The sequence below is a fragment of the Streptomyces ambofaciens ATCC 23877 genome (assembly GCF_001267885.1).
GTDB classification, from domain to species: Bacteria; Actinomycetota; Actinomycetes; order Streptomycetales; family Streptomycetaceae; genus Streptomyces; species Streptomyces ambofaciens.
Window position 1 is genome coordinate 7553178 of the sequence record NZ_CP012382.1, and the last position, 22646, is coordinate 7575823.

Consider the following 22646-nt stretch of genomic DNA (forward strand, 5'->3'; position numbering starts at 1 on the left):
GGCCGTGCCCGGCCGACGACGGGGGTGTGCCCGGCCGGCGACCGGGCTGTGCGGCCGCCCCGGATCACCTTCACGGGCCTCGGTTCCGCAACATCGTTGCCGCTCACACCCCTTACTCACTGGTGAGGCTCGGACATGCCGTGTAGCGTCAGCAGCAGATGTCGTGGTTCGCCCAGACCGCCCGCCCCGGAGTGCGGGCGGTTTGCTGTGCAATGCCGGAGGACCAGGACGACCACCTCCGGGTTCGCGCGGTGCGAATCCGATATCGGCTGAAAGGCAAAAGGCATGGCCAGCGGAACTGTCAAGTGGTTCAACTCTGAAAAGGGCTTCGGCTTCATCGCGCAGGACGGCGGCGGTCCCGACGTCTTCGCGCACTACTCCAACATCAACGCCCAGGGCTACCGCGAGCTGCAGGAAGGCCAGGCCGTCACCTTCGACATCACCCAGGGCCAGAAGGGCCCGCAGGCGGAGAACATCACCCCCGCCTGACCGGGAGACCGCCGAACGGGGCACGGTGCCCGGGAACCGCTGGTTCCCGGGCACCGTGCCCCGCGGCACACCCGGGCCCCTCACCGCCTCCCGAGCCCCGCGGGGGGCCGTCGGAGACGGTGCCGTCGGGCAGGTGCCGTCACGGAAGGTGCCTGAGGAAGCCGAGCAGCGCGGCCGTGAGCTCGGCCGGCGCGTCCTCCTGGACGAGATGGCCGGCGCTGGCGATCGGCTCCCACCGTGCACCGGGCACGGCAGCGGCGAGTTCACGCCCCTTGGCCACCGGAATCCACGCGTCGTCCTCACCCCAGCAGATCAGCGTGGGGACGGTGATGCCGGTGTACCGCCCCTGCATCTCGTCGGTGTGGCGCTGGTCGGCCTGGGCGATCTGCCGGTAGAACGCCGCCTGGCCCGCCTCGCCGAGCCAGGGCTGGACGAGCCGTTCCAGGACCATCGGGTGCAGACCCGGGCCGCCGGCGGAACCGACGTACTCGCGGACCAGGGCCCGGTGGAGCGGCGGCGGCAGCGCCTCGAAGACCTCGGCGTGGTCGCGGACCAGCCGGAAGAACGGCGAACCCCAGGGAGCCAGCGCGACCGGATCGACCAGGGCCAGCGCCCGGTAGCCGGCGCCGTGCAGCAGATGGGCCCGCAGCGCGACGGCACCCCCGACATCGTGGGCGACCACGAGGGGCCGCTCCAGGCCCCAGTGGGCCAGCAGCTCCGTGAAGACCCGGCCCTGGGCGGCGAGGGACACGTCCTGTCCCGCGGACTTCTCGGACGCCCCGTAACCCGGCATGTCCCAGACGAAGACCTGATGGTCGCGCGCCAGCGAGCGGGCCACCGCGCGCCAGACGTACGAGGAGAACGGCGTGCCGTGCAGCAGGGCCAGCGCCGGCCGGCCGGCTTCGCCCAGCCGGTTCCAGCGGACGGTGCCGGAACTGCTGGTGAACGTCTCGGGCAGCGGCCAGTCGGACATGCGCGCACTCCTGTGGTTCAGGCGCCGGGACGGGCGGTCGGGGCCCGCCGACGCCATCGGGACGGCCATCGGAGCGTTTCCCGCATGCCGGGGCCGTGAAGCGTCGGGTCGGCCGGCGCCCGGGCCGTCCGAGTGACGCCCCTGGGGCCCGTCGCCCGGCACACCGCTCCCGCCGGGGACGGACTCCGTCAGGGCGGCGTCACGCCTTGCGGGCGAGGCCGCCGTGCTCGCCGATGGGCTCCGGGGCGGGGGAGCCGGCGTCCGGACGCCACAGGGTGACCGGGACGACCCCGGGGTCCACGAGCTCCAGGCCGTCGAAGTACGCCGTGATCTGCTCGACGGTGCGCAGAACGTACGGGGCGGCGCCGCTCTCGTTGTAGGCGTCCTGCGCCTGCTCGAATTCCGGGTCGGTGCCCCGCGAACCGTCGTTGACGGAGAGGTAGCTGCCGGACGGCAGCGCGTCCATCAACCTGGTGACGACGGACCGCGCCTGGTCGTAGTCGGCGACGTGCCCCAGGATGTTGCTGAGGATGAGGGCCACGGGCTGGGCGAAATCCAGCGTCTTCGCGGCGTCCTCGAGGACACGTTCGGGGTCGAGCACGTCGGCGTCGATGTAGGCGGTCGCGCCCTCGGGCGTGGAGTACAGCAGCGCGCGGGCGTGCGAGAGGACCATCGGATCGTTGTCCACGTAGACGATCCGGGTCTCGGGGGCGATGCGCTGGGCGACCTCGTGGGTGTTGTCGGCGGTCGGCAGCCCCGTCCCGACGTCGAGGAACTGCCGCACACCCGCCTCGGCGACCAGGTACGTGATGTTGCGGCGCAGGAAGGCGCGGCTGCTGCGGGCGATGGTGACGATGCCGGGGAAGACGGCGGTGTACGCGTCGCCTGCCGCCTCGTCGACCGGGTAGTTGTCCTTTCCGCCCAGCCAGTAGTTCCAGATCCGGGCCGAATGCGGCACCGAGGTGTCGATCCTCTGGTGCGCCGCGGAGCCGGGTGTCGTCACGGGGTCGCTCATGGGTACGGTCCGTCTTTCAGCCGAGGCGTGGGTACGTCGTCACAACCTACGCCGCAACGGCCCCTGCCCGCACAGCGGTTCATCCCTTCCCGGCGGGCGGACAACGGGGCGCGGGTCGTGCGGCCCCTGTGCCAGGCTGGCGGCTCGGCAGGGCCGTCCTCCTCCGGGGTGTGAGCCCTTCGTCGCGACGCAGGAGTGTTTGATGACGCCGTCTCTTCTGGTTCCGCTGCTGGAGCAGTTCGACTTCGCCTGCCGACGCCTCACCGACCGCATGGCCGGACCGGTCATGGACAGCGGGGACGGGACGGAGACGTCCGTCAGCCCCCTGACGGACGAGGAGTACCTCTGGGAGCCCGTGCCGGGCGCCTGCTGGTCGGTCAGACGCCGGGCGGAGGGGCCGGGGCCCCGCGCGACCCGGCTGGACGGCACCGGTGAGTGGGGCAGGGACGCCGCGCCGTACCCGCACCCGTCGCCGCCGCCCCTGACGACCCTCGCCTGGCGGCTGAGCCACCTGGCCGAGATGCTCTTCCTGCGGGCCGACCACACGGCCGGCACCCACTCGCTCACCCGCGACGACTACGCGGTCGCCGGCGGCGCGACCGAAGCGGTCGCGGCCTTCGCCACGGGCGCCGCCGCCTGGCGCGACGCGCTGCTGGGCACCGACGAGGCCGCGCTGGACGAGGTCGGCCGGTGCACGTACCCCCACGGCAGTGACGCGGAGGAGCCGTTCGTCGACATCGTCTGGTGGGTCAGCCAGGAGGTGCTCCACCACGGGGCGGAGATCGCCCTGCTGCGCGACCTGTACCGCGTACGGCAGCGGTGACCGGCTGTGTCCGCGGGCGGCCGGGACACGGCCGACGGGGGTGGCCGAGGGTCTACAGGCGCGGCGCGCCGGTCACCGACATCACGAGTGAGTACAGGGACGTGGTGGCGGTGATGAACAGGCGGTTGTTCTTCGGCCCGCCGAAGGCGATGTTGGAGACGGGCTCCGGCACGCGCAACCGGCCGATGAGGGTGCCGTCGGGGTCGTAGCAGTGGACGCCGTCGTGCAGTGCGGCGGCCCACAGGCGGCCCTCGTCGTCGAAGCGGATGTTGTCGAAGTGCACGTCGCCCCGGGCCTCGGCGAAGACCTTCCCGTCGGACAGCGCGCCGTCCTCGCCGATGTCGAAGACGTGGATCCGCGCGGCCCGGGAGTCCGAGACGTACAGCCGCCTCTCGTCGGGGGACAGGACCACGCCGTTGGGCCCTTCGAAACCGTCGGCGGCCAGCCGGACGTCCCCCGACACCGGGTCGATCCGGTACACGTTGCACGCCCCGATCTCGGACTCGGCCCGATGGCCCTCGTAGTCGCTGGTGATGCCGAAGTCCGGGTCGGAGAACCAGATCGTGCCGTCGGAGCGGACGACGGAGTCGTTCGGGCTGTTGAGCCGCTTGCCGTCGTAGCGGTCGGCGAGCACGGTCACCGTCCCGTCGGGCTCCGTGCGGGTGACACGGCGGTTGCCCTGTTCGCAGGTGACCAGGCGGCCCCGCCGGTCGAGGGTGTTGCCGTTGCTGTGCCCGGCCGGCGTGCGGAAGACGCCGACCGTGCCGGTGGCCTCGTCCCAGCGCAGGATGCGGTCGTTGGGGATGTCGCTCCAGATCAACTGGCGCCAGGCGGGCAGGTACAGCGGTCCCTCGGCCCAGCGGCAGTCGTCGTGCAGGACCTCCAGCCTGTTGTCCCCGTTCGCGCAGCGTCCGGTGCGGAAGCGGTCGTCAAGAATCTCGTACGGGCCGTCGGCGGGCATGGTGTCCTCTCGGCGCGAGTGATCAGGCTCGGGGCCAACGTAGCGCCGAATGATCGCGTTCCTCCAGCGAACGGTGACCGAGCGGTGGGGCACCCCCCGAGGAGGACCACAAGTAGGACTGGAACGGGCCTACTTCCTGCCTAGGGTCGCTCACACAACGGCACACAGCGGCACACCGCTGCACACAGCGAGAAGGGACGTGTTCCATGAAGCACACCGCACCCGAGGGCTACACCAGCGTCGCGCCGTGGGTGGTCACCGATGACACGGGCGCACTGCTCGACTTCGTCACCGCGGCCTTCGACGGTGAGGAGCTCGCCCGGGTGACCGTCGAGGACGGCACCGTCGGACACGGCGAGATCCGGGTCGGTGACACGGTGGTGCTGGCCTTCGACCGACGCCCCGACTGGCCGGTGATGCCCTCGCTGCTGAGGATCTACGTGCCGGACGCCGACGCCGCGATGGCCGCCGCCGTCGCGCACGGCGCGCAGGTGGTCACCGACGTGGTCGACAGCGCGTGGGGAGATCGAGGGGGCAGGGTCCGGGACCCGTTCGGCAACATCTGGTGGGTGGTGAGCCACGTCGAGGACGTCGCCGCCGACCTGGCCTGGCAGCGTCTGTCGCAGCCGCGATACGCGCAGGCGATGCGCGTCGCCCAGGAGACCCTGGACGCCGCGCTGAGCGGCCGGGAGCGTGGCACGGCCAGCGCCCCGCTGCGCCCGTCCCACTGAGCGGCGCCCCGGGAGGCGGGCCGTGCCGGAGCCACGGGTCGCGAGGGGGGGCACAGCGCAAGCCCCGTCGTCTCACAGCACTGCGATGCCCAGTGGCCGTTCGCCCACCGGCAGGCGCTTCACCCGGCCCGTGCCGGTGTCGACGACGCTCAGGCCGTCCCAGTAGCCGTCCCGGGTGAAACCGCCGGTGACGTAGGCCGTGCGGCCGTCCGCCGAGGGGACGACGGACTCGTGCGGGCCGTCCAGGGGGATGACCCGCTCGGCCCCGTCGGGCCCGCGCACGGTCAGGGACGGGCCGTCGTCCTCGGACGGGTCGATCGGGCCGGTGCCCACGGCGTAGAGCGTGCCGTCGTCACCGACCGCCACCCCGTGCTGGTGGGTGTCGGCGGTCATGCCCTCGATCCGGACGGACCCGGTGCGGGGGTCGACCACGGCGAGACGCTCGCCCTCGAAGGGCAGCAGCAGGGCGCCGTCGGAGGGCCGTACGGCCGTGTAGTGCGGCTTGAGCCAGGAGCCGAGGCCGCCCTCGGTGCCGTACGGCGCGACCTCGATGCGGCGCGCCGTCCAGCCGCCGGTGTCGACGACGGTGACGTCGAAGGAGTCGTGGTTGGTGGCGTAGACGTGCCGGCCGTCGCGTGACACGTCGACGTCGAAGGGACGGCGGCCGACCGGAACGGCCCGCGTCACCTTCCGCCGCTCGGTGTCGACCACCTCCAACGTGCCGTCGCCGCCGGGGACGTTCACGCCGACGTAGACCCGGCGGCCGTCCGGGGACACGGCGAGGCCCATGCCGCCGCCCCGGTACTCGCCGGTCGTCACGGGGCCCGTGTCCGTCGCGTAGGGGATCAGGGCGGTGCGCTCGCGGGTGCGGGTGTCCACCGCCGCCACCCCCTCCGCGGTCGCCACCCACGCGGTGCCGTCGTCGTCCAGGGCGACCCCGTACGGGGCGGTCCCCACCCGCACCGACCCCAGGTCCGCCGCCGCGCCCGACCGGGCCGGATCGACGAAGGTGACGGTGTCCGCGCCGAAGTCGGTGACCAGCAGGGTGCCTTCGGGGGTGCGGGTCGGGCCTGTGCCGGTGTCCGGCGTCCGCGGGCCGGTCGCCGCGGGCGGCGCGGACACCGGCGGCACCGCTTCGGTGCCGTCGCCTGTCGTGCATGCGGTCAGGGCCGCCGTGACGGCGGTCAGCGCGGCGAGCAGACCCGCGAGGCGCCGCTTCACCGTTGCCTCCCCGTCACCCGTGCGGGACGTGAGGCCGGCACCGGACCGCCGGGCGAGGCGGTCGGGCGGGAGGTTCGTCGATGCATGGTGCGACAACTCCGCGGTGTGGAGGACCAAGTGCCTCGAGCCTCCCCCGGCGCAACGGTGCCGCCGGTCGGTGTTGTGGTCGCTCTCGGCGGACGGAACGGTTGACGGGAGCATCGTCCGATCGGACGACGGGCCCCGCCGCGAGCTGTTGGCTCTGCACGAAATCCCCACGTAGGGGCATGCAACCCCCGCATCGGGTGACGAACCTCACCGTGAATCTGCAAGTTCTGCCTCCTTTGTCACCTTTGAGGCAGTGGACAAGATCAGCTTGTGGCGATGACATGTACGGGCTCGGTGAAGCCGGGACGTCGGAGGTCGGAATTCCAGACGACTCCAATGACGTGGGGGTGCTGGGAACCGATGGCCGCCGGGCCGGGGCTGTCGAAGTACGGGGGAATGTACAGGTGCTCGTTTTACGCAGACGGCTACGAGCCGTGCGTCGTGTCCTCGGCGCCGTCCCGGCGTGGACGAACCCGTCGATGAAGTCCCGCCCGTCTCCGGTCGTGTCGCCGAGCCCGCGGCCGGCCGCGTGAGCGCCCGTGCGAGTGGCCACGGAAGGCACCCCGCGAACCTGGCCGTCTCCTGCTGAGCGTCCGAGCGTCGGGCAGGAGCAGCGTGCTCAACCGGCCGGTGCCCGATACGCGTTCCCGACGCAGCCCCTATGGATCGACGAAGGAAAGTGATGAAGGAACACGTCGTGACTGCGGCCAAGCCGCACCGTAAGAAGTTCATCGCGCGCACCCTGCTCCTGGCCACGGCCGTCGGCGCCTTGGCGTGGGGCCTGCTCCCGACGGGAGCACAGGGCGGAGGCGACAGCGGCCGGGCGGTGGCGGTGGCCGACGAGGCGCCCGGCTACGCCGTGGAGGACTTCGCCTATCCGGAGGCCGACCGGATCCTGCGGGAGCGGGGCATCGTCCTCAAGCGCGGTGACGGTCACATCACCCTCGCCGACTGCGCCTCGGGACCCGGCCTTCTCCAGGTCATGGCGAGACGTGAGGACGACGTCATCTGCTTCCGGACGGTCGGCACGTCCGGATGGCTCACCTTGGAGATTCCCGCCGTCTACGTGGTCAGGGGCAACGACTACACCACCCGGGTGGACATGAGCGTCGGGGACGAGGAGAAGTCCTTCGACATCGAGAAGAACACCTGGACCTCCGTGGGTGAGAGTGCGGATGAGCAGGGACGCGAGTTCATGCTCATGGAGATCAGAACCTCCAAGTAGCTCGTCGCCGGAGCCCGCGGTGCCCTGCCGCGAGCCGCCCGGGCACGAACGCGCACTCCCCACGGAACTCTCAAGAAGGAATCCGATGTCCCGCCCTCTTTCTCGCTCACTCCTGCTGGCCGGTTCCATCGTGGCCTGCTCTCTGACGGGCCTCTCCGCTCCGCCGGCCGTCGCCCTCAACGGCGCCGAGACCGCCGACGCCTCGCTCTCGTTCGTCGCAAAGATCAACGTCGGTGACCAACGGGCGTGCACCGGGACCCTGGTGGACCCCCAGTGGGTGCTCACGGCCGCCAGCTGCTTCGCCTCGGACGCCAAGCCCGCCGCCGGGAAGCCCGCCGTGGCCACCACCGTCACGGTCGGTCGCACCGACCTGACGCAGACGGGTGGCAGCGTCCAGCCCGCACTCGCCCTCGTGCCACACGCCGACCGCGACCTCGTCCTGGTCCGGCTCAGCAAGAGGATCGCCGACCCGGCGATCACGCCCGTGCCGATAGCCTCCGCCCCCGCCGCGAGCGGTGAGGAACTGACGAAGGCCGGGTTCGGTCGGACCAGGACGGAGTGGGTGCCCAACAAGCTGCACACCGGCACCTTCACCGTGGCCTCCACCACGGACACGGCGGTGAACCTCGACGGCTCCGACACGGCGACGGTGTGTCAGGGCGACGCCGGAGGGCCCGCCCTGCGCTCCGTGAACGGCAGTCCCCAGCTCGTGAGCGTCAGCTCTCGCTCCTGGCAGGGCGGCTGCCTCGGAATCGACCCCGCGGAAACCCGCACCGGCGCCGTCGACACCCGAGTCGACGATCTGGCCGGCTGGGTGAAGGAGGTCGTGTCCCGCGAGAAGGTGACCCCCGCCGACATCGACGGCGACGGCAAGGACGACCTCGTCCTGCAGCGCATCGACGGTTCCGTGGTCGTCCACCGCAATCTCGGCACCAGCTTCGGACCGGGAACCGTCATGTCCTCGGGCTGGGGTCGCTTCGTCACCGGGACCGATCTCGGTCGCCTGTACTTCGCCGACATCACGGGTGACGGCAAGGACGACATGGTCGTTCATACTGCGGACGGCAATGTCGCGGTCCGTAAGAACATGGGTACCTACTTCGACGGTGGCACCCACTGGAGCGCCGGCTGGGGCCGCTTCGTCACCGGGACCGACCTCGGTCGCCTGTACTTCGCCGACATCACGGGCGACGGCAAGGACGACATGGTCGTTCATACTGCGGACGGCAACGTCGCGGTCCGTAAGAACATGGGTACCTACTTCGACGGTGGCACCCACTGGAGCGCCGGCTGGGGCCGCTTCGTCACCGGGACCGACCTCGGTCGCCTGTACTTCGCCGACATCACGGGCGACGGCAAGGACGACATGGTCGTTCATACTGCGGACGGCAACGTCGCGGTCCGTAAGAACATGGGTACCTACTTCGACGGTGGCACCCACTGGAGCGCCGGCTGGGGCCGCTTCCTGACCGGCGCCGACCTCGGTCGCCTCCGCTTCGGTGATGTCACCGGCGACGGCAAGGCCGACCTGTACGTCCACGTCTTCCGCAACGGCGAAGTCTCCGTGCGCACCAACAAGGGCACCTACTTCGACGGCGGCACAGTGATGGCCACCCTCCAGTAGGACCCGCGTCCCGGCCCTGTCCGACCGGGCACTCGACACGGCACCCTGCCGGCGGTTCTCCCGCCGGCAGGGTGCGCAGTGCTTTCACCGGGCTTCGCGGTCGCCGTCGTCGGTACCCTCCCGGGCGACTCATCGACGGGTCACCGGACGAGACCGCCGATACCTCAGGCGTCGGCCGCCGCGGGTTCCTCCGCGTGGTCGCCGAGCTGGTCGCGCACGTAGTTCCAGACGACCGCGATCAGCGCGGCGACCGGCACGGCGAGCAGGGTGCCCACCACTCCGGCCAGGCTGCCGCCCAGCGTCACCGCCAGCAGGATCACCGCCGCGTGCAGGCCCAGCCCGCGGCTCTGGATCATGGGCTGGAACACGTTGCCCTCCAACTGCTGCACCACGACGATGATCGCCAGCACGATCAGGGCGTCCGTCAGGCCGTTCGACACCAGGGCGATGAGCACCGCGACGAATCCGGCGAACAGGGCGCCCACGATGGGCACGAACGCGGACACGAAGGTCAGCACCGCCAGGGGCAGCACCAGCGGCACGCCCAGTATCCAGAGTCCCAGGCCGATGAAGACCGCGTCGAGCAGACCCACCAGCGCCTGCGAACGCACGAAGGAGCCGAGGGTCTCCCAACCGCGCGCGGCCACGGCCGGTACGTCGGTGGAGAGCCGGCCGGGCAGCTGCCGGGTGAGCCACGGCAGGAACCGCGGCCCGTCCTTGAGGAAGAAGAACATCAGGAAGACGGCCAGGATCGCGGTGATCAGACCGTTGACCACGGCGCTCACCCCCGTCGCCACGGTGCTGACCATGCTGCCGACGCTGTCCTGGACGCGGGCCATCGCCGTGTCGACCGCACTGGTGATCTGGGCGTCGCCGATGTTCAGCGGCGGTCCCGCGGCCCAGTCGCGCAGCCGCTCGATGCCTTCCACCACGCCGTCGGTCAGCTCGTCGGTCTGGGAGGACATCGGTACCGCGATCAGGGCCACGACACCGACGGCGGTCAGCAGGAACGCCACGGTCACCACCGAAGCGGCCAGCGCGGGAGGCCAGCCGTGCCGCCGGAGGAAGCGGGCCGAGGGCCAGGTCAGCGTGGTCAGGAGCAGTGCGATCGCCACCGGCCACACGACGGACCACATGCGGCCGAGGAGCCACAGGGCCACCGCGAGCAGGACGAATATCAGCAGCAACTCGGTGGAGACACGCGCGGACGTGCGCAGCGCGGCACGGGTCCTCGCGGAACTCAATCTGGCAGACATGGGGATCACCTTAGAGGGACGGCCGCAGCCCTCCGCCGCGGGTGAACCGACGGGAGCGCCCCGGGCCCCGCGGCGGTCAGCCCGGGGCACCCAGCCGCAAGGCCAGCAGGGCTACGTCGTCGTCGTTCTCGGCGGGCCGCACCCTCCGGAGCAGCTCGTCGGTGAACGACTCCATCGGCCGGCGGGCCAGAACCGCCGCGTGGCGCCGCAGTTGTTCCAGCCCCTGGTCGATGGAGTGCCCCGGGGACTCGACGAGTCCGTCCGTGTACAGCACGAGCGTGGACCCGGCGGGCAGCAGTGCCGACGCGTCGGGGCGGGGCTGCTCGGTCCCGGTGCCGAGCAGCAGGCCGTGACCGCCTGTCAGATAGCGGGCCAGTCCCTCCGCGGTGATCAGCAAGGGCGGCGGATGTCCGGCGTTCGACCAGGTCAGTGCCCATTGACCGTCGTCGCGGGCCGTCATCCGCGCGAACGTCATGGTCGCCATGGGCACATCGGTGATGCGCAGGATCGCCTGGTCGACGCGTTGCACGATCTCGCTGGGCGGCCCCTCGTGGGCCCAGGCGTAGGCACGGAGGATGTTGCGGATCTGGGCCATGCCGGCCGCGGCCTCGAGGTCGTGTCCGACGACGTCTCCGACGGCCAGCGCGGTGCCGCCGTCACTCAGCGGAAAGACGTCGTACCAGTCGCCGCCGACATGGGAGGCGTCGGGTGCGGGCAGGTATCTGGCCGTCATCTGCAACCCCGGCACGCGCGGCAGTTGGGGCAGCAGGTAGCGCTGCATGGTCTCGGCCACCTTGCGCTGTCTCTCGTAGAGGCGGGCGTTGTCGAGGGCCAGGCCCGCGCGTCGCGTGATGTCCTCGAGCAGCGTGAGATCGGCCGCCGTGAAGTCCCGCGAACCCGCGTCACGGCCCAGGGTCAGCGCGCCCAGCACCTGGCGCAGGCCCCGGATCGGGGCGATGGCGGCGGACTGTATCCCCGTGGACTCGAACAGGCGGCGCTGTTCCACGGCGATACCGGAATCCGGGGACCGCTCGTACGTGCGAGGGTCGGTCACCGTCGAGGCGACCCCCCGCAGAGCCCGGGACAACGGCATCGTGGACGCCTCGGGCACCGGGGCCATGGGGCCTTCGAGGTCCGTCCGGTGGACCAGGGTCCCCTCCTGCGCGTGCACCACGGCGGTGCGCCACACCTCGTCGCGTTCGGTGATCTGGTCGATCACCGCCCAGTCGGCCAGCCGGGGCAGCACCAGGGCCACGAGTCGGCGCATGGCCTCGTCGACGGAGAGGGTGGAGGTCAGCTGGGTGGTCGTCTCGGCCAGCAGGGCCAGTCGGTCCAGCTCCGTCAGCTGCCCGGCGCCCTTGACGTGTTCGGCGGCGGAGACGTCGTGGAGGGTCGGCGTGTGGAAGACGACGAGCGTTCCGGTCTGGGCCTCGTCGATCCGGCAGGGGGTGATCAGCCACGCGACGGGCATCAGGGTGCCGTCCCCCCGCAGGAACCAGTCCAGCTCGCCCTGAGCCGTGTGTCCGGAGAGGAACGCCTGCCGCATGCCGCACTGAGCCCTGGGCACCGGCTCACCGTGAGCGCTGCGGTGCAGCAGGTCGTGCGCGTCGCAGCCGACGAGTTCACCGGCGGGACGGCCCAGTGACCGTTCGGCGGGGGCGTTGACCGCGACGATGCGCCCCTGCTCGTCCACGACGTAGGCGCCACCGCCCAGGGCGCTCAGCATCCTGTCGAGTTCCCGCGGCCTCCCCGCGGCCTGTTCTCCGGCGCCACCGTTCTCGTCCGGACCGAACACTGGGCTCTCCTCACCGTCTGCCGGAAGGACGGTCCACCGAGGAACGAACCACAGGAGGTCCTCCGCGCCCGGCCTTCGTCGCGCGCTCCGAAGGGCGAGCGCCGACGCTCAGATCATCGCACCTCCGGGGGCGCGAGAGGAGTGGGAAGACGACGCCCGGCGTCCGGTTGACGCCGGGCCGGGCATCACGGGACCTGGACCCAGTCGAGTGTGCGCTGCACCGCCCTCTTCCACCCGTCGTAGCCCTCCGCGCGCCGGTCCTCGGTCCACTGCGGCTCCCAGCGCCTGGACTCGTGCCAGTGGCTGCGCAGCTCCTCCGTGTCCCGCCAGAACCCCGTGGCCAGCCCCGCGGCGTACGCCGCGCCGAGCGCGGTGGTCTCCGCGACGACGGGTCGGCTGACCGGGACACCGAGGACATCGGCCTGGATCTGCATGCACAGGTCGTTGGAGGTCACGCCCCCGTCGACCCGGAGCACGTCGAGGTGGACCCCGGAGTCCTGCTCCATGGCCTCGACGACGTCGCGGCTCTGGTAGCAGATCGCCTCCAGCGTCGCCCGTGCCAGATGCGCGTTGTCGTTGTAGCGGGCGAGGCCGACGATCGCTCCCCGGGCGTCGGAGCGCCAGTAGGGGGCGAACAGGCCCGAGAAGGCGGGGACGAAGTACATGCCGCCGTTGTCGTCGACGGTCCGGGCGAGCTCCTCGCTCTCGGCCGCGGTCTTGATGATCTTCATCTGGTCGCGCAGCCACTGCACGGCGGACCCGGTCACCGCGATCGAGCCCTCCAGCGCGTAGACCACCGGGCTGTCGCCGAACTGGTAGGCCACGGTGGTGAGGAGGCCGTGCTGGGAGCGGACCAGTTCCGTGCCGGTGTTGAGCAGCAGGAAGTTGCCGGTGCCGTAGGTGTTCTTGGCCTCGCCGGGCGCGAAGCAGACCTGTCCGACGGTGGCGGCGTGCTGGTCGCCGAGGACGCCGCAGATGGGGACGGCGGCGCGCAGCGGCCGGGAGGTCCGGGCCACGCCGTACGCCTCCCGGTGCGAGGACGGGTGGATGGCGGGCAGCATGGCCCGGGGGATGTCGAAGAAGCCGAGCAGTTCGTCGTCCCAGTCGAGCGTCTCCAGGTTCATCAGCATGGTGCGGCTGGCGTTGGTCACGTCGGTGGCGTGGATGCCGCCTTCGGGACCGCCGGTCAGGTTCCACAGGACCCAGGAGTCCGTGTTGCCGAAGACGGCGTGGCCCCGCTCCGCCGCCTCGCGGACGCCGTCGACGTTCTCGAGGATCCACTGGATCTTGCCGGCCGAGAAGTAGGTCGCCGGCGGCAGTCCGGCCTTGCGGCGGATGACGTCTCCGCGCCCGGAGCGTTCGAGGTGCGCCGCGATGGCGTCGGTGCGGGTGTCCTGCCACACGATCGCGTTGTAGTAGGGACGGCCGGTGCGGGGGTCCCAGACCACGGTGGTCTCCCGCTGGTTGGTGATGCCGATGGCCGCCAGGTCGGTGCCCGACAGCCCGCTGTGGCGCAGCGCGTTCTGCATCACCGAGTTGGTGCGCTCCCAGATCTCCACGGGGTCGTGCTCCACCCACCCGGAGCGGGGGAGGATCTGGGCATGCTCCAGCTGGTGCTTCGCCACCTCGTTGCCGCCGTGGTCGAAGATCATGAATCGGGTGCTGGTGGTCCCCTGGTCCACCGCGCCGATGAAGTCCGCCATGGTGTGTCGCCTCTCCGGCCGGTGTCAGTCCTCGGGCGCCGGTACGCGCCCCGTCGGTTCCGGCTCCGCGGTCGGCAGGAACCGGCCGACGAAGACCTTGTACAGACCCGCCCCGAGTACGCCGCCGATCAGCGGGCCGACGATCGGCACCCAGAAGTAGAGGTTCCCGTACTGGTCCCGCCAGGCTCCCCCGTATCCGGTCAGGAAGCTGGCCAGCCGGGGGCCGAAGTCGCGGGCCGGGTTGATGGCGTAGCCCGCGTTGGTGCCCCAGGCCATGCCGATGGCGACCACCACCAGGCCGATGACGAAGGGGGCCAGGTTCGCGCCCGGGGGTGTGTTGAGCAGGTCGGTGATGGCCAGGATCAGCAGCAGCAGGATGGCGGTGCCGATGACCTGGTCGCGGAAGGCTCCCCATTCGTGGACCGGGAGCGCGGTGTTCCCGTTGGAGGGGAGCGTCGAGAACACGGTCTGCGTCTTGATGGTGTGGCCGGGGTCGGCCTTCGCCAGTGCCTCCGTGTAGTTCCAGCGGACGAGCAGAGCGGCCACGAAGGCGCCGGCCGTCTGTGCCAGGGCGTACGGAGCCACCTTGCGCCAGGGGAAGCCCTTGAACGTGGCGAGGGCGACGGTCACCGCGGGATTGAGGTGGGCTCCACTGAGCCGTGCGGCCACGTAGACGCCGAGCGTCACACCGAGACCCCAGGCCCAGGCGATGCTGTCGTGGTCGCCGAGTCCGCCCTCCGGGTCCGTCAGGGCGCCGCCCGCGGCCACTTGGGCCACCACGCCGCAGCCGAACAGGATGAGGATCATCGTGCCGGCGAATTCGGCCGACAGTTCACCGAGCAAGCCGGACCGCTTGAGTCGTTCAGCCATGGAAGCTCACCTTCCGCCGGCTGAACCGGCCGTCGACTGTCCGAGCCTTCCAGTCGACAGATTAGGGCGATAAGCGACATGTCGCACCAATTGCGCGACCGTCCGCCTGTACGGTCCTCGCCCTCGGCCGGGGGCGTCCGGACATGCGAGCGGGGAGAACGGCGAAGCGTCGTTCGCCGTTCTCCCCGCTGGTCACGCCCTCGGCCCGCCGGGCCGGGGCCTCACGGCCCGATGGGCAGCTTGCGCTTGTGGTCGGTCAGCCGGTAACGGCTGACGATCTTCTCGAAGGCCTGCTCGTCGACCGGCTTGCCCTCGAGGAAGTCGTCGATCTGGTCGTAGGTGACGCCGAGCGCGTCCTCGTCGGCCTTGCCGGGGTCCAGGGTCTCCAGGTCGGCCGTCGGGACCTTCCGCACCAGTTCGGCGGGCGCGCCCAGCGCGTCCCCGACGGCGCGCACGCGGCGCTTGGTGAGGCCGGTCAGCGGTACGACGTCGGCGGCGCCGTCGCCGAACTTGGTGAAGAAGCCGGAGACCGCCTCGGCGGCGTGGTCGGTGCCGACGACGAGGCCGTTGTGCGCGCCGGCCACGGCGTACTGGGCGATCATGCGCTGCCTGGCCTTGACGTTGCCGTGCACGAAGTCCTGGTGGTGGGCGTCGCGGAAGGCGACGTCGGCGGCGAGCAGGGCTTCGAGGGTGGCGTCGCTCGCGGGCTTGATGTCCACGGTCAGCACGTGGTCGGCCTTGATGAAGGAGAGCGCGAGCTGGGCGTCGTGCTCGTCGGCCTGGACGCCGTTGGGCAGGCGCATCGCGTAGAAGCGCGCCTCGTGTCCCTCGGCCCGGGCCCGTTCGACGGCCAGCTGGCACAGACGGCCCGCGACGGTCGAGTCGACCCCGCCGCTGATGCCGAGCACGAGGGCGCGCAGACCGGTGGAGGTCAGGCGCTCGGTCAGGAAGGCCACCCGGCGCTCGATCTCCCGTTCGGCGTCGAAGGTCTCGGCGACCTCCAGTTCCCGGGCGATCTCCAGTTGCAGGGCGACGGACGCCGGCTCGCTCAATTCCGCTCCTTGTTCGACTCACGGGGGATTTCCCACTCACCCTACCCAGAGGCGCCGGGAGGATACGGGGCGGCCGGTGATGAGGAGCGGTGCGTGCGGGGTGGCGGTCGGGAGCCACCCCGCACGGCGGCGGTCAGTCCAGCGGCTCGATCCGGATGTTGCGGAACCGGACCTTGTTCCCGTGGTCCTGCAGGCGGATCGCCCCGGCGGCCGGCGTCTCGGCCCGGCCCGACGCGGTGGGGCCGTCGAGGGCGATGTCGTCGTGGACCTTCTTGCCGTTCCAGACCACCGTCACCCGGGCGTCGGCGGTCTTGGCGCCGTCCTCGTCGTAGCGGGCCGCGCGGAAGACGATGTCGTACGTCTGCCACGTCTCCGGGGCCGCGGCCGCGTTGATGTCGGGTGCCTTCTTCTGGTAGAAGGCGCCGGCCTCGTTGGTGGCCGGTGAGGTGTCCCCGTAGGAGTCGAGGATCTGCAGCTCGTAGCGGTCCTGGAGGAAGATGCCGCTGTTGCCGCGGTCCTGCCCGGTCACGTCCGGGGGCAGCAGCGGGACGCGGAACTCCACGTGGAGCGCGAAGTCCCGGTAGGCGTCCTTGGTGCGGAGGTCGCCGCAGCAGACCTCCATCGACCGCTCCTCGGACAGGGGCCACGCGGTGCGCCGCCCGTCCGTGTGCTGCCACTGCTCCTGCGAGGCGGCCGTGCCGTCGAAGAGGGCGACGCGGGCGCCGTGCGGGTGCACGGTGATCAGGTCGAGGTTGACGTGGCCGGCGTCGCCCGCGTCGTACCGGTAGGAGACCGTGTTGTGGCCGGCACGCAGCCGCAGGCGCTCGGTCCGCGTGGACCAGGTGTCCCAGTCACCGGTGGAGGCGAGGTGTGTCTGGCGCACCTTCTTCCCGTTGGCGTACAGGGACAGGGACTTGGTGCCCTCGAACGGGTTCGGGCCGTTGGAGTAGCGCAGGTTGACGTCGTAGGTGCCCGACCTCGGGACCGTCACGTCGAACGTGGTGGCGGCCTTGCCCTCGGTGGCGTACTGGTCGACGAAGCCGCTGCCGGAGTAGCCGACGTGGTCGGTGCCGATACCGGCCGTGCCCGTCAGACCTGCCTCCTCGGCCTCGTAGAGGGTGGCGGCGGGCGGCTGCTTGCCGGGCATCGCGTTCAGCGTGTACCAGGCCTCGGTGCTCCACAGGGACTCACCGGACGCGGAGGAGAAGGGGCGCGGGGAGCGCACGTGCACCACGCGGTCCGGCTTGAGGCCGTCCAGCCGCAGCCGGACGGTCCGGGCGTCCCGGGAGAGCGTCGCGGAGCGCACGGACAACTGCTCCTCGGCGATCTTCGGGCCGCCGTAGTCGGCGGTCGGGGTGTAGCGCCACTGTTCGGCCTCGTAGCGGGCGGCCAGTTCCGCGGCGGTCTCGGCGGACACCGGCTGGGTGTACGTCAGGTCGAAACCGCCCGGTACGGCCCGCATCCTCTGGATGTCGAAGGTGTCGCCGCCGTTGGGCGTGAGCTTCTGCAGGCCGAACTTGAGCTTGCCCTCCTGGCCCCAGTTTCCGTCGGCGCCCAGACCGCCGGCGTAGATCGCCCCGTCGGGGCCGACGCTGATCCGGTTGACGCCGGCCTCCAGGCCCTGGGTGTAGCGGAAGACGGCGCCCTGGTACTGGCCCTTGACCTTCTCCAGGTAGGCGCGTTGCAGGCCACCGTAGGTGACGTCGCCGATGAGCATCTGACCCGCGAACGTCCCCTTCTTCACGAGGAGCGGCGTGGAGGGTGAGTTGCCGATCTCGTTCTGCGGCAGCCACAGCACCGGCTTCGTGACGGGGGAGTCCTCGAAGGGGCCGGCGGGCTCGGTGTAGTGGTTGAAGAAGCGGTCCTGCTCGACCTGGACGAGCTTGGAGGCGGGCAGCCACCCGCCCTGGTTGTCGGTGGCGAAGATGTCGCCGTCCGGACCCCAGCCGATGCCGTTGGGCGTGCGCAGTCCGCCCGCCACCGGACTGATCTTCCCGGTCTTCTTGCTGATCTTGTACGTCGTCCCGCGGCCGGGCGCGGGCTGCGGAGTGGTGGTGGCGCCGCCGAGGTCGATGGCGACGGAGAGGTTCACGTAGAAGTAGCCGTCGCGGTAGAGCAGGCCGAACGCGAACTCGTGGAAGTTGCCGCCGTAGGGCCAGGTGGCGACCGTGCGCAGTTCGTCGGCCACGTCGTCGCCGTTCCCGTCCACCAGCCGGGTCAGTTCGTGCTTCTGCGAGACGTACAGCGAACCGTCGACGTACTTGATGCCCATGGGCTCGCGCAGCCCGCTCGCCACCTTCTTGACGGTGACCTTGTCCCGGCTGGTCGCTCCGGTGACGTTGTCGAGCAGGTACACCTCTCCGGCAACGTTGTCGGTGCCGCCCCACGTGCTGATCGCGAGGCGTCCGTCGGGCAGCCAGTCCATGCCGCTGACCTGCGGCTCGAACCCGTCGGGGCGCAGGTCGGTGAGGGTGAGGTCCGGGCGTACCGACGTCAGCGGCAGCCCGTCGCCCGGGGTGTCCCGTCCGGCCTCGCACTCCTTGCGGCCGGGCGCCGTCACCCGGACGACTCCGGCGTCGGTGCTCAGCGCCTCGCGGGGTACGACGCTGAACTCGCTCTCGCCCGGCGGTTTCCAGGACAGCTGGAGTTGCTGTCCTCCGCCGCGGTCGAAGTGGTCGATGCGCAGCGGGTGCGTGCCTGCGGTGAGGTCGACCGCGCCGTCCTTCGGCTCCGCGCCGTGCAGTCCGTCGTGGTCGATCACCGTGGCCTGGTCGAGGGTCAGCCGTGAGCCGTCGTCGCTGGTGAGACGGAACACGTAGGTGCCGTCGCGCGGTGCGACCAGGTAACCGGAGGCCTGCGAGACGAAGTTGTCCGCGATGCCGCCGAAGTCCTCGGTGGTGGACCAGTCGACCGTCGGCATCAGTTCGTCGTGGTTGGGGGTCTGGCCCGCCTTGAGGGTGCACAGCTCGTTCAGGGGCGTCTGGACGTCGAACACGCGCAGCGTGACACCGGGCTCCTGCGGCGGGATGTCGTCCGGAGCGGCGGACGCCGGGGCGGCCAGGACGCCGCCGGTCGCGACGGCCGACGTCAGCAGGAGGGTGAGGTTTCTTCGAGCACGCGAGAACAGGCGTTGGGGCATTGGTCCTCCGTGGCGTGGGGACCGGACCGTGCCGGACATCGCTCCGGTCTCGAGCGGAGTGGCTTCAGTTCCGCCGCCAAGGTAGGAGACTTCTGCTTGACATGTCCATACTTTGTCATCGATGTGTTCAAAGTTCTCGGCGCCCCCGGGCGTCGCGCACGCCTGCGGGCACGCCGGCACGCCGGCATCCACCCCCGGGAGGGGGTGGCGAGGGGCGGGGTCCGGCTCGCCGGTCAGCGGCCCTTGCGGACCCGGGCCGCTGCCCGGGCCTCCGCGGCCTTGCGGGCCTCGGAGGTCTTGCGCGACTCCTTGGCCGGGCGTCCCGGCCGGGTGCCGAGGCCGCGGAAGGGAGCGTTGCCGCCGCTGGACTTCGGTGCGGTCGGCGGGCGCTTCGCGCCGGTGATGTCGGTCAGTCTCTGTTCGCCGGAGCGCACCGGGGTGATCGTCGGCCGGATTCCGGCCTCCGACATCATCCGGTTCACGTCGCGCCGCTGGTCGGGAGTGACCAGGGTGACCACGCGTCCGGACTGCCCGGCGCGTGCGGTGCGCCCGCCGCGGTGCAGGTAGTCCTTGGCGTCGGCCGGCGGGTCCACGTTGACGACGAGGTCGAGCGCGTCGACGTGGATGCCCCGCGCCGCGACGTTGGTCGCCACCAGCACGGTGACCCCGCCGTCCACGAACTGGGCGAGCGTGTGGGTGCGTTGCGGCTGCGACTTGCCGCTGTGCAGGGCGGCGGCCCGCACGCCGCCGGCCCGGAGGTGACGGAGGAACCGGTCGACCCCGGCCTTGGTGTCCAGGAACATCAGCACCCGGCCGTCGCGCGCGGCGATCTCGGTCGCGACGGCGTGCTTGTCGGCCGGATGAACGGTCAGTACGTGGTGCTCCATCGTGGCGACCGAGCCGGAGACCGGGTCGACCGACGCGAGGACCGGGTCGTGCAGGTGACTGCGCACCAGCTGGTCGACGTCGCCGTCGAGGGTGGCCGAGAACAGCAGCCGCTGCCCGTCGCCCGGTACCTGGTCCAGGATGCCCGTGACCTGTGGCAGGAATCCCATGTCACACATCTGGTCCGCCTCGTCCAGCACGGTGATGCGCACGCGGTCGAGGTGGCAGTCCCGGCGGGACACCAGGTCGGCCAGGCGCCCCGGTGTCGCGACGACCACTTCCGCGCCGTTCCGCAGCTGTTCCGCCTGGCGGTTGATCGAGAGCCCACCGACCACCGTGGCGAGCCGCAGGTCCATCGTCCGCGCGTACGGCGCCAGCGCCTCGCTCACCTGCTGGGCGAGTTCCCGCGTCGACACCAGGACCAGGGCGAGGGGCCGCTTCGCGTCGGCCCGCCGCCCCGCGGTCCTGGCGAGCAGGGCGAGCCCGAAGGCCAGGGTCTTGCCGGAGCCGGTCCGCGCGCGGCCGAGGACGTCGCGGCCCGCGAGCGCGTCGGGCAGGGTGGCCGCCTGGATCGGGAAGGGGCGGGTCACTCCGAGGCCGGTCATCGCCTTCAGCAGGGCCGGCGGCAGTCCGAGGGAGTCGAACGACGCGACCGGCGGCGCGTCCGCGGGGGCGGGCCCGGGCGGCTGGAGCCGGTCCTGGGCGGCTGCCGCCCGCTGGGACGTGCCGCCCCGGGAGGCTTCTCGGGCGGACGGCTTCGCGTTCATGGGGGACGACCTTCCTGATCAGGCGCCCGGAACGCGACCGGGTCCGTACCCCTCGGTACGGACCCGGGCGCCTCAAAGCGTGGGCCCCAGTTTACCAGCGGGCTCCCGGCGGCCGACGGCCCGCGCGGACCGCCGGCCGCCGGTGGCCTACTTGGACTCGATCCGTCCCAGCGGTTCGGCTCCCGCCGTCAGCTCGTCGCACGCCTCCTTCCAGGCGGGGTCCCCGGGGTGGAACTCGCCGCGCAGATAGGCCCAGGTGAGGCGCTGCACGGCGGCCACCCGGCCGGGGCTCTCGTCGGTGGTCTCGGCGACGTCGTAACCGGCGACCCCGCCCAGGCCGTGCTCCGCGCCGAAGAGGGTGAGCAGGGTCTTGGGGCCGGGGGAGAGGATGTACGGATCGGTGTGCCACTGCGGTCCGCGGACCGTCAGGTGCGCGGAGGCGTCCTGGTCGCCGGCGACCACGAGGGTGGGTGTCGTCATCCGGGAGAAGTCGGTGGTGCGCAGGAAGGGCAGGTTCTGTGCGGCGTACTCGCTCAGGGCGTCGCCGCCGCGGCCGGGAGCGGCGAGCAGGACACCCGCCGTGATCCGGGGGTCGCTCAGGTCCGCCTCCGTTCCGTCGTCCGGGTCGGTGAGGCGGGCACCCAGCAGCAGGCTCGCGGTGTGTCCGCCCATCGAGTGACCGGCCACGGCGACCCTGCTGCCGTCCAGCCGCCCACGGAGCTGGGGGACGGCGGCCTCCAGCGCGTCCAGTCGGTCGAGGACGCGGGTCATGTCCTCGGCCCGTGAGCGCCAGTGGAGAGGCGCGCCGGGGGTGCCGGGGTGCAGATCCAGGGTCCGGGAGCTCAGGTGCGTGGGCTGGATCACGACGAAGCCGTGTGCCGCCCAGTAGTGGGCGAGGGGGGCGTAGCCGTTCAGCGAGGACAGGTGGTTCGAGGGGCCCTGGCCGTGCGAGAGCAGGATGATCGGCAGCTCGCCGCCGGTCACGGGTGCGGAGACCCGTACCTCGAGGTCCACCGCCCGGCCGGGGGAGGGCAGCACGACCGGACTGACCGAGAGGACGGGCGAGGGCGGGGCGCCGTTGCCGGCCGCGGAGATCGATGTACTCATGGCGTACGTCCGTTCGATGGACGCGTCGGCCGGTCCGAAATGGCCGACGGCGAAGGGGAAGGGTGCTCGGGAAGGACCGCGCCGGCCGACACGAAAGAACCGGAACGCTGTCCCGGTTAATATACGGAACGCTGTCCCGCTTAGTCAACGGTGACCGGCGCCCGGCCCCGCACGGCCGGTCGGCACCCTCGCCGTGACTCCCGCTCCGCCGTGACTCCCGCTCCGTTGTGACCCCGCTCCGTTGTGACCCCCCTCCGTCACTCCGCCGGCGACGGGGCGCCCTGGCGGGCCGCCTGGACGCGGCGGTGGCTCCAGAGGAGCAGGCCGAACAGGACGAAGCCGGAGATGATCAGACTCGCGCCGGTGCCCCATCCGGAGAACGGCAACCAGGGAAGGAGGCCCCACGCCAGGCCCGCGCCGACGAGGCACAGTCCCACCAGCACGGAGCCGGTCACACGCCAGCGCGAGGAGACGCTCTCCTCGGCCGCACGCATCGCCTGTCGGCGCACGGGGGCGACGAACCGGTCCAGGGCCGGGACGGCGCGCGCCAGCAGCACCACCCCGGCGAACACCAGCAGCAACCCCGGCCCGGGCAGCACCAGCAGGGCGATGCCGACCACCACGAGCACGGCGCCCAGGGAGCCCAGGGCGGCCCGCCGGATCGAATCGACACTGCGCCCCATCTCGCGCCACCTTCCTGCAATCCGCAAGAATCACGGTTCCGTCGGCCTGCCCCACCTTAGGCAGGCATCGGAAAGCGGGCGATTCCACGCGGACCGCGGTGGGCGCCCGGCGCGGGAAGCGCAGGGACGGGGCCGCCGCAGGAGAAGGGGCAAGGCAGGGGGGGAGGGAGGGCGCCGTAGTGGTGGCCGCCGGGCAGTGGCCGGCCGTAGCCGGGTGCGGCGGCGAGGCGGACGGGGGAC

Annotated in this window: 18 protein-coding genes; 5 read left to right on the forward strand and 13 right to left on the reverse strand. The window is 71.6% G+C overall.

Annotated elements, in window-relative coordinates; genetic code table 11:
* Positions 1-285: 285 nt before the first annotated feature.
* A complete protein-coding gene (locus SAM23877_RS33280) occupies positions 286-489 on the forward strand; it encodes a cold-shock protein (RefSeq protein WP_003978336.1) in 204 nt (67 codons plus the stop codon).
* A 139-nt stretch (positions 490-628) separates the two neighbouring features.
* Here SAM23877_RS33280 and SAM23877_RS33285 read toward each other — a convergent pair whose 3' ends face one another.
* Together SAM23877_RS33285 and SAM23877_RS33290 are read right to left on the reverse strand one after the other, a co-directional pair.
* The gene (locus tag SAM23877_RS33285) at positions 629-1462 is read right to left on the reverse strand and encodes an alpha/beta fold hydrolase (RefSeq protein ID WP_053141297.1); all 834 of its coding nucleotides are present in this window, start codon (positions 1460-1462) and stop codon (positions 629-631) included.
* A 199-nt stretch (positions 1463-1661) separates the two neighbouring features.
* Positions 1662-2477: an SAM-dependent methyltransferase gene (locus tag SAM23877_RS33290; RefSeq protein ID WP_053141299.1), complete on the reverse strand. Its 816-nt coding sequence runs from the start codon at positions 2475-2477 to the stop codon at positions 1662-1664.
* Between the two features lie 202 nt (positions 2478-2679).
* On the opposite strand from SAM23877_RS33290, the gene SAM23877_RS33295 reads away from it, so the two are divergent.
* Positions 2680-3300: a DinB family protein gene (locus SAM23877_RS33295; RefSeq protein ID WP_053141301.1), complete on the forward strand. Its 621-nt coding sequence runs from the start codon at positions 2680-2682 to the stop codon at positions 3298-3300.
* A gap of 52 nt (positions 3301-3352) precedes the next feature.
* On the opposite strand, the gene SAM23877_RS33300 is transcribed toward SAM23877_RS33295, so the two are convergent.
* On the reverse strand, positions 3353-4261 hold the full coding sequence (locus SAM23877_RS33300) for an SMP-30/gluconolactonase/LRE family protein (protein WP_053141303.1): 909 nt from the start codon (positions 4259-4261) through the stop codon (positions 3353-3355).
* Positions 4262-4467: 206 nt separating this feature from the next.
* Between SAM23877_RS33300 and SAM23877_RS33305 the strand changes: the two genes are divergently transcribed.
* Entirely contained in the window at positions 4468-4992 is a 525-nt protein-coding gene (locus SAM23877_RS33305; protein WP_053141305.1) for a VOC family protein, read from the forward strand.
* A gap of 72 nt (positions 4993-5064) precedes the next feature.
* On the opposite strand, the gene SAM23877_RS33310 is transcribed toward SAM23877_RS33305, so the two are convergent.
* On the reverse strand, positions 5065-6213 hold the full coding sequence (locus tag SAM23877_RS33310) for a YncE family protein (protein WP_053141307.1): 1149 nt from the start codon (positions 6211-6213) through the stop codon (positions 5065-5067).
* Between the two features lie 769 nt (positions 6214-6982).
* Here SAM23877_RS33310 and SAM23877_RS33315 point away from each other — a divergent pair.
* Both SAM23877_RS33315 and SAM23877_RS33320 read left to right on the forward strand, forming a co-directional pair.
* The gene (locus SAM23877_RS33315; protein WP_418080522.1) at positions 6983-7525 is read left to right on the forward strand and encodes a hypothetical protein; all 543 of its coding nucleotides are present in this window, start codon (positions 6983-6985) and stop codon (positions 7523-7525) included.
* An 85-nt stretch (positions 7526-7610) separates the two neighbouring features.
* Positions 7611-9149, forward strand: coding sequence for an FG-GAP-like repeat-containing protein (locus tag SAM23877_RS33320; protein ID WP_244903038.1), 1539 nt, complete (start codon positions 7611-7613; stop codon positions 9147-9149).
* 164 nt (positions 9150-9313) lie between these two features.
* Here the strand turns inward: SAM23877_RS33320 and SAM23877_RS33325 are convergent, their stop codons facing one another.
* From SAM23877_RS33325 to SAM23877_RS33365, 9 genes are all read right to left on the reverse strand, one after another.
* Positions 9314-10405, reverse strand: a complete 1092-nt coding sequence (locus SAM23877_RS33325) for an AI-2E family transporter (protein WP_053141309.1) — start codon at positions 10403-10405, stop codon at positions 9314-9316.
* Between the two features lie 76 nt (positions 10406-10481).
* The gene (locus SAM23877_RS33330) at positions 10482-12200 is read right to left on the reverse strand and encodes a SpoIIE family protein phosphatase (protein WP_053141311.1); all 1719 of its coding nucleotides are present in this window, start codon (positions 12198-12200) and stop codon (positions 10482-10484) included.
* Between the two features lie 185 nt (positions 12201-12385).
* Complete coding sequence (gene glpK / locus SAM23877_RS33335; RefSeq protein ID WP_053141313.1) at positions 12386-13903, reverse strand: glycerol kinase GlpK; 1518 nt, start codon at positions 13901-13903, stop codon at positions 12386-12388.
* 24 nt (positions 13904-13927) lie between these two features.
* Entirely contained in the window at positions 13928-14773 is an 846-nt protein-coding gene (locus SAM23877_RS33340) for an MIP/aquaporin family protein (RefSeq protein WP_053141315.1), read from the reverse strand.
* A gap of 221 nt (positions 14774-14994) precedes the next feature.
* Positions 14995-15825 (reverse strand): ammonia-dependent NAD(+) synthetase, encoded by an 831-nt coding sequence (nadE, locus tag SAM23877_RS33345; RefSeq protein ID WP_053141317.1) that lies wholly within the window; start codon positions 15823-15825, stop codon positions 14995-14997.
* Between the two features lie 133 nt (positions 15826-15958).
* Positions 15959-18964: a 3-keto-alpha-glucoside-1,2-lyase-like domain-containing protein gene (locus SAM23877_RS33350; RefSeq protein WP_053141319.1), complete on the reverse strand. Its 3006-nt coding sequence runs from the start codon at positions 18962-18964 to the stop codon at positions 15959-15961.
* Between the two features lie 233 nt (positions 18965-19197).
* Positions 19198-20616: a DEAD/DEAH box helicase gene (locus SAM23877_RS33355; protein WP_079030581.1), complete on the reverse strand. Its 1419-nt coding sequence runs from the start codon at positions 20614-20616 to the stop codon at positions 19198-19200.
* A gap of 147 nt (positions 20617-20763) precedes the next feature.
* Positions 20764-21723, reverse strand: coding sequence for an alpha/beta hydrolase family protein (locus SAM23877_RS33360; protein WP_053141322.1), 960 nt, complete (start codon positions 21721-21723; stop codon positions 20764-20766).
* A gap of 257 nt (positions 21724-21980) precedes the next feature.
* Entirely contained in the window at positions 21981-22406 is a 426-nt protein-coding gene (locus SAM23877_RS33365) for a PGPGW domain-containing protein (protein ID WP_053141323.1), read from the reverse strand.
* Positions 22407-22646 lie beyond the last annotated feature (240 nt).

Excerpts from the sequence above, each read along its gene's own strand:
- SAM23877_RS33320 (WP_244903038.1), top strand. The coding sequence starts at position 7,611 with ATGTCCCGCCCTCTTTCTCGCTCACTCCTGCTGGCCGGTTCCATCGTG.
- SAM23877_RS33285 (WP_053141297.1), bottom strand. The coding sequence starts at position 1,462 with ATGTCCGACTGGCCGCTGCCCGAGACGTTCACCAGCAGTTCCGGCACC.
- glpK (WP_053141313.1), bottom strand. The coding sequence starts at position 13,903 with ATGGCGGACTTCATCGGCGCGGTGGACCAGGGGACCACCAGCACCCGA.
- SAM23877_RS33365 (WP_053141323.1), bottom strand. The coding sequence starts at position 22,406 with ATGGGGCGCAGTGTCGATTCGATCCGGCGGGCCGCCCTGGGCTCCCTG.
- SAM23877_RS33350 (WP_053141319.1), bottom strand. The coding sequence starts at position 18,964 with ATGCCCCAACGCCTGTTCTCGCGTGCTCGAAGAAACCTCACCCTCCTG.
- SAM23877_RS33305 (WP_053141305.1), top strand. The coding sequence starts at position 4,468 with ATGAAGCACACCGCACCCGAGGGCTACACCAGCGTCGCGCCGTGGGTG.
- SAM23877_RS33340 (WP_053141315.1), bottom strand. The coding sequence starts at position 14,773 with ATGGCTGAACGACTCAAGCGGTCCGGCTTGCTCGGTGAACTGTCGGCC.
- SAM23877_RS33295 (WP_053141301.1), top strand. The coding sequence starts at position 2,680 with ATGACGCCGTCTCTTCTGGTTCCGCTGCTGGAGCAGTTCGACTTCGCC.
- SAM23877_RS33325 (WP_053141309.1), bottom strand. The coding sequence starts at position 10,405 with ATGTCTGCCAGATTGAGTTCCGCGAGGACCCGTGCCGCGCTGCGCACG.
- SAM23877_RS33360 (WP_053141322.1), bottom strand. The coding sequence starts at position 21,723 with ATGAGTACATCGATCTCCGCGGCCGGCAACGGCGCCCCGCCCTCGCCC.
- SAM23877_RS33300 (WP_053141303.1), bottom strand. The coding sequence starts at position 4,261 with ATGCCCGCCGACGGCCCGTACGAGATTCTTGACGACCGCTTCCGCACC.
- SAM23877_RS33315 (WP_418080522.1), top strand. The coding sequence starts at position 6,983 with ATGAAGGAACACGTCGTGACTGCGGCCAAGCCGCACCGTAAGAAGTTC.
- SAM23877_RS33290 (WP_053141299.1), bottom strand. The coding sequence starts at position 2,477 with ATGAGCGACCCCGTGACGACACCCGGCTCCGCGGCGCACCAGAGGATC.
- SAM23877_RS33280 (WP_003978336.1), top strand. The coding sequence starts at position 286 with ATGGCCAGCGGAACTGTCAAGTGGTTCAACTCTGAAAAGGGCTTCGGC.
- SAM23877_RS33355 (WP_079030581.1), bottom strand. The coding sequence starts at position 20,616 with ATGAACGCGAAGCCGTCCGCCCGAGAAGCCTCCCGGGGCGGCACGTCC.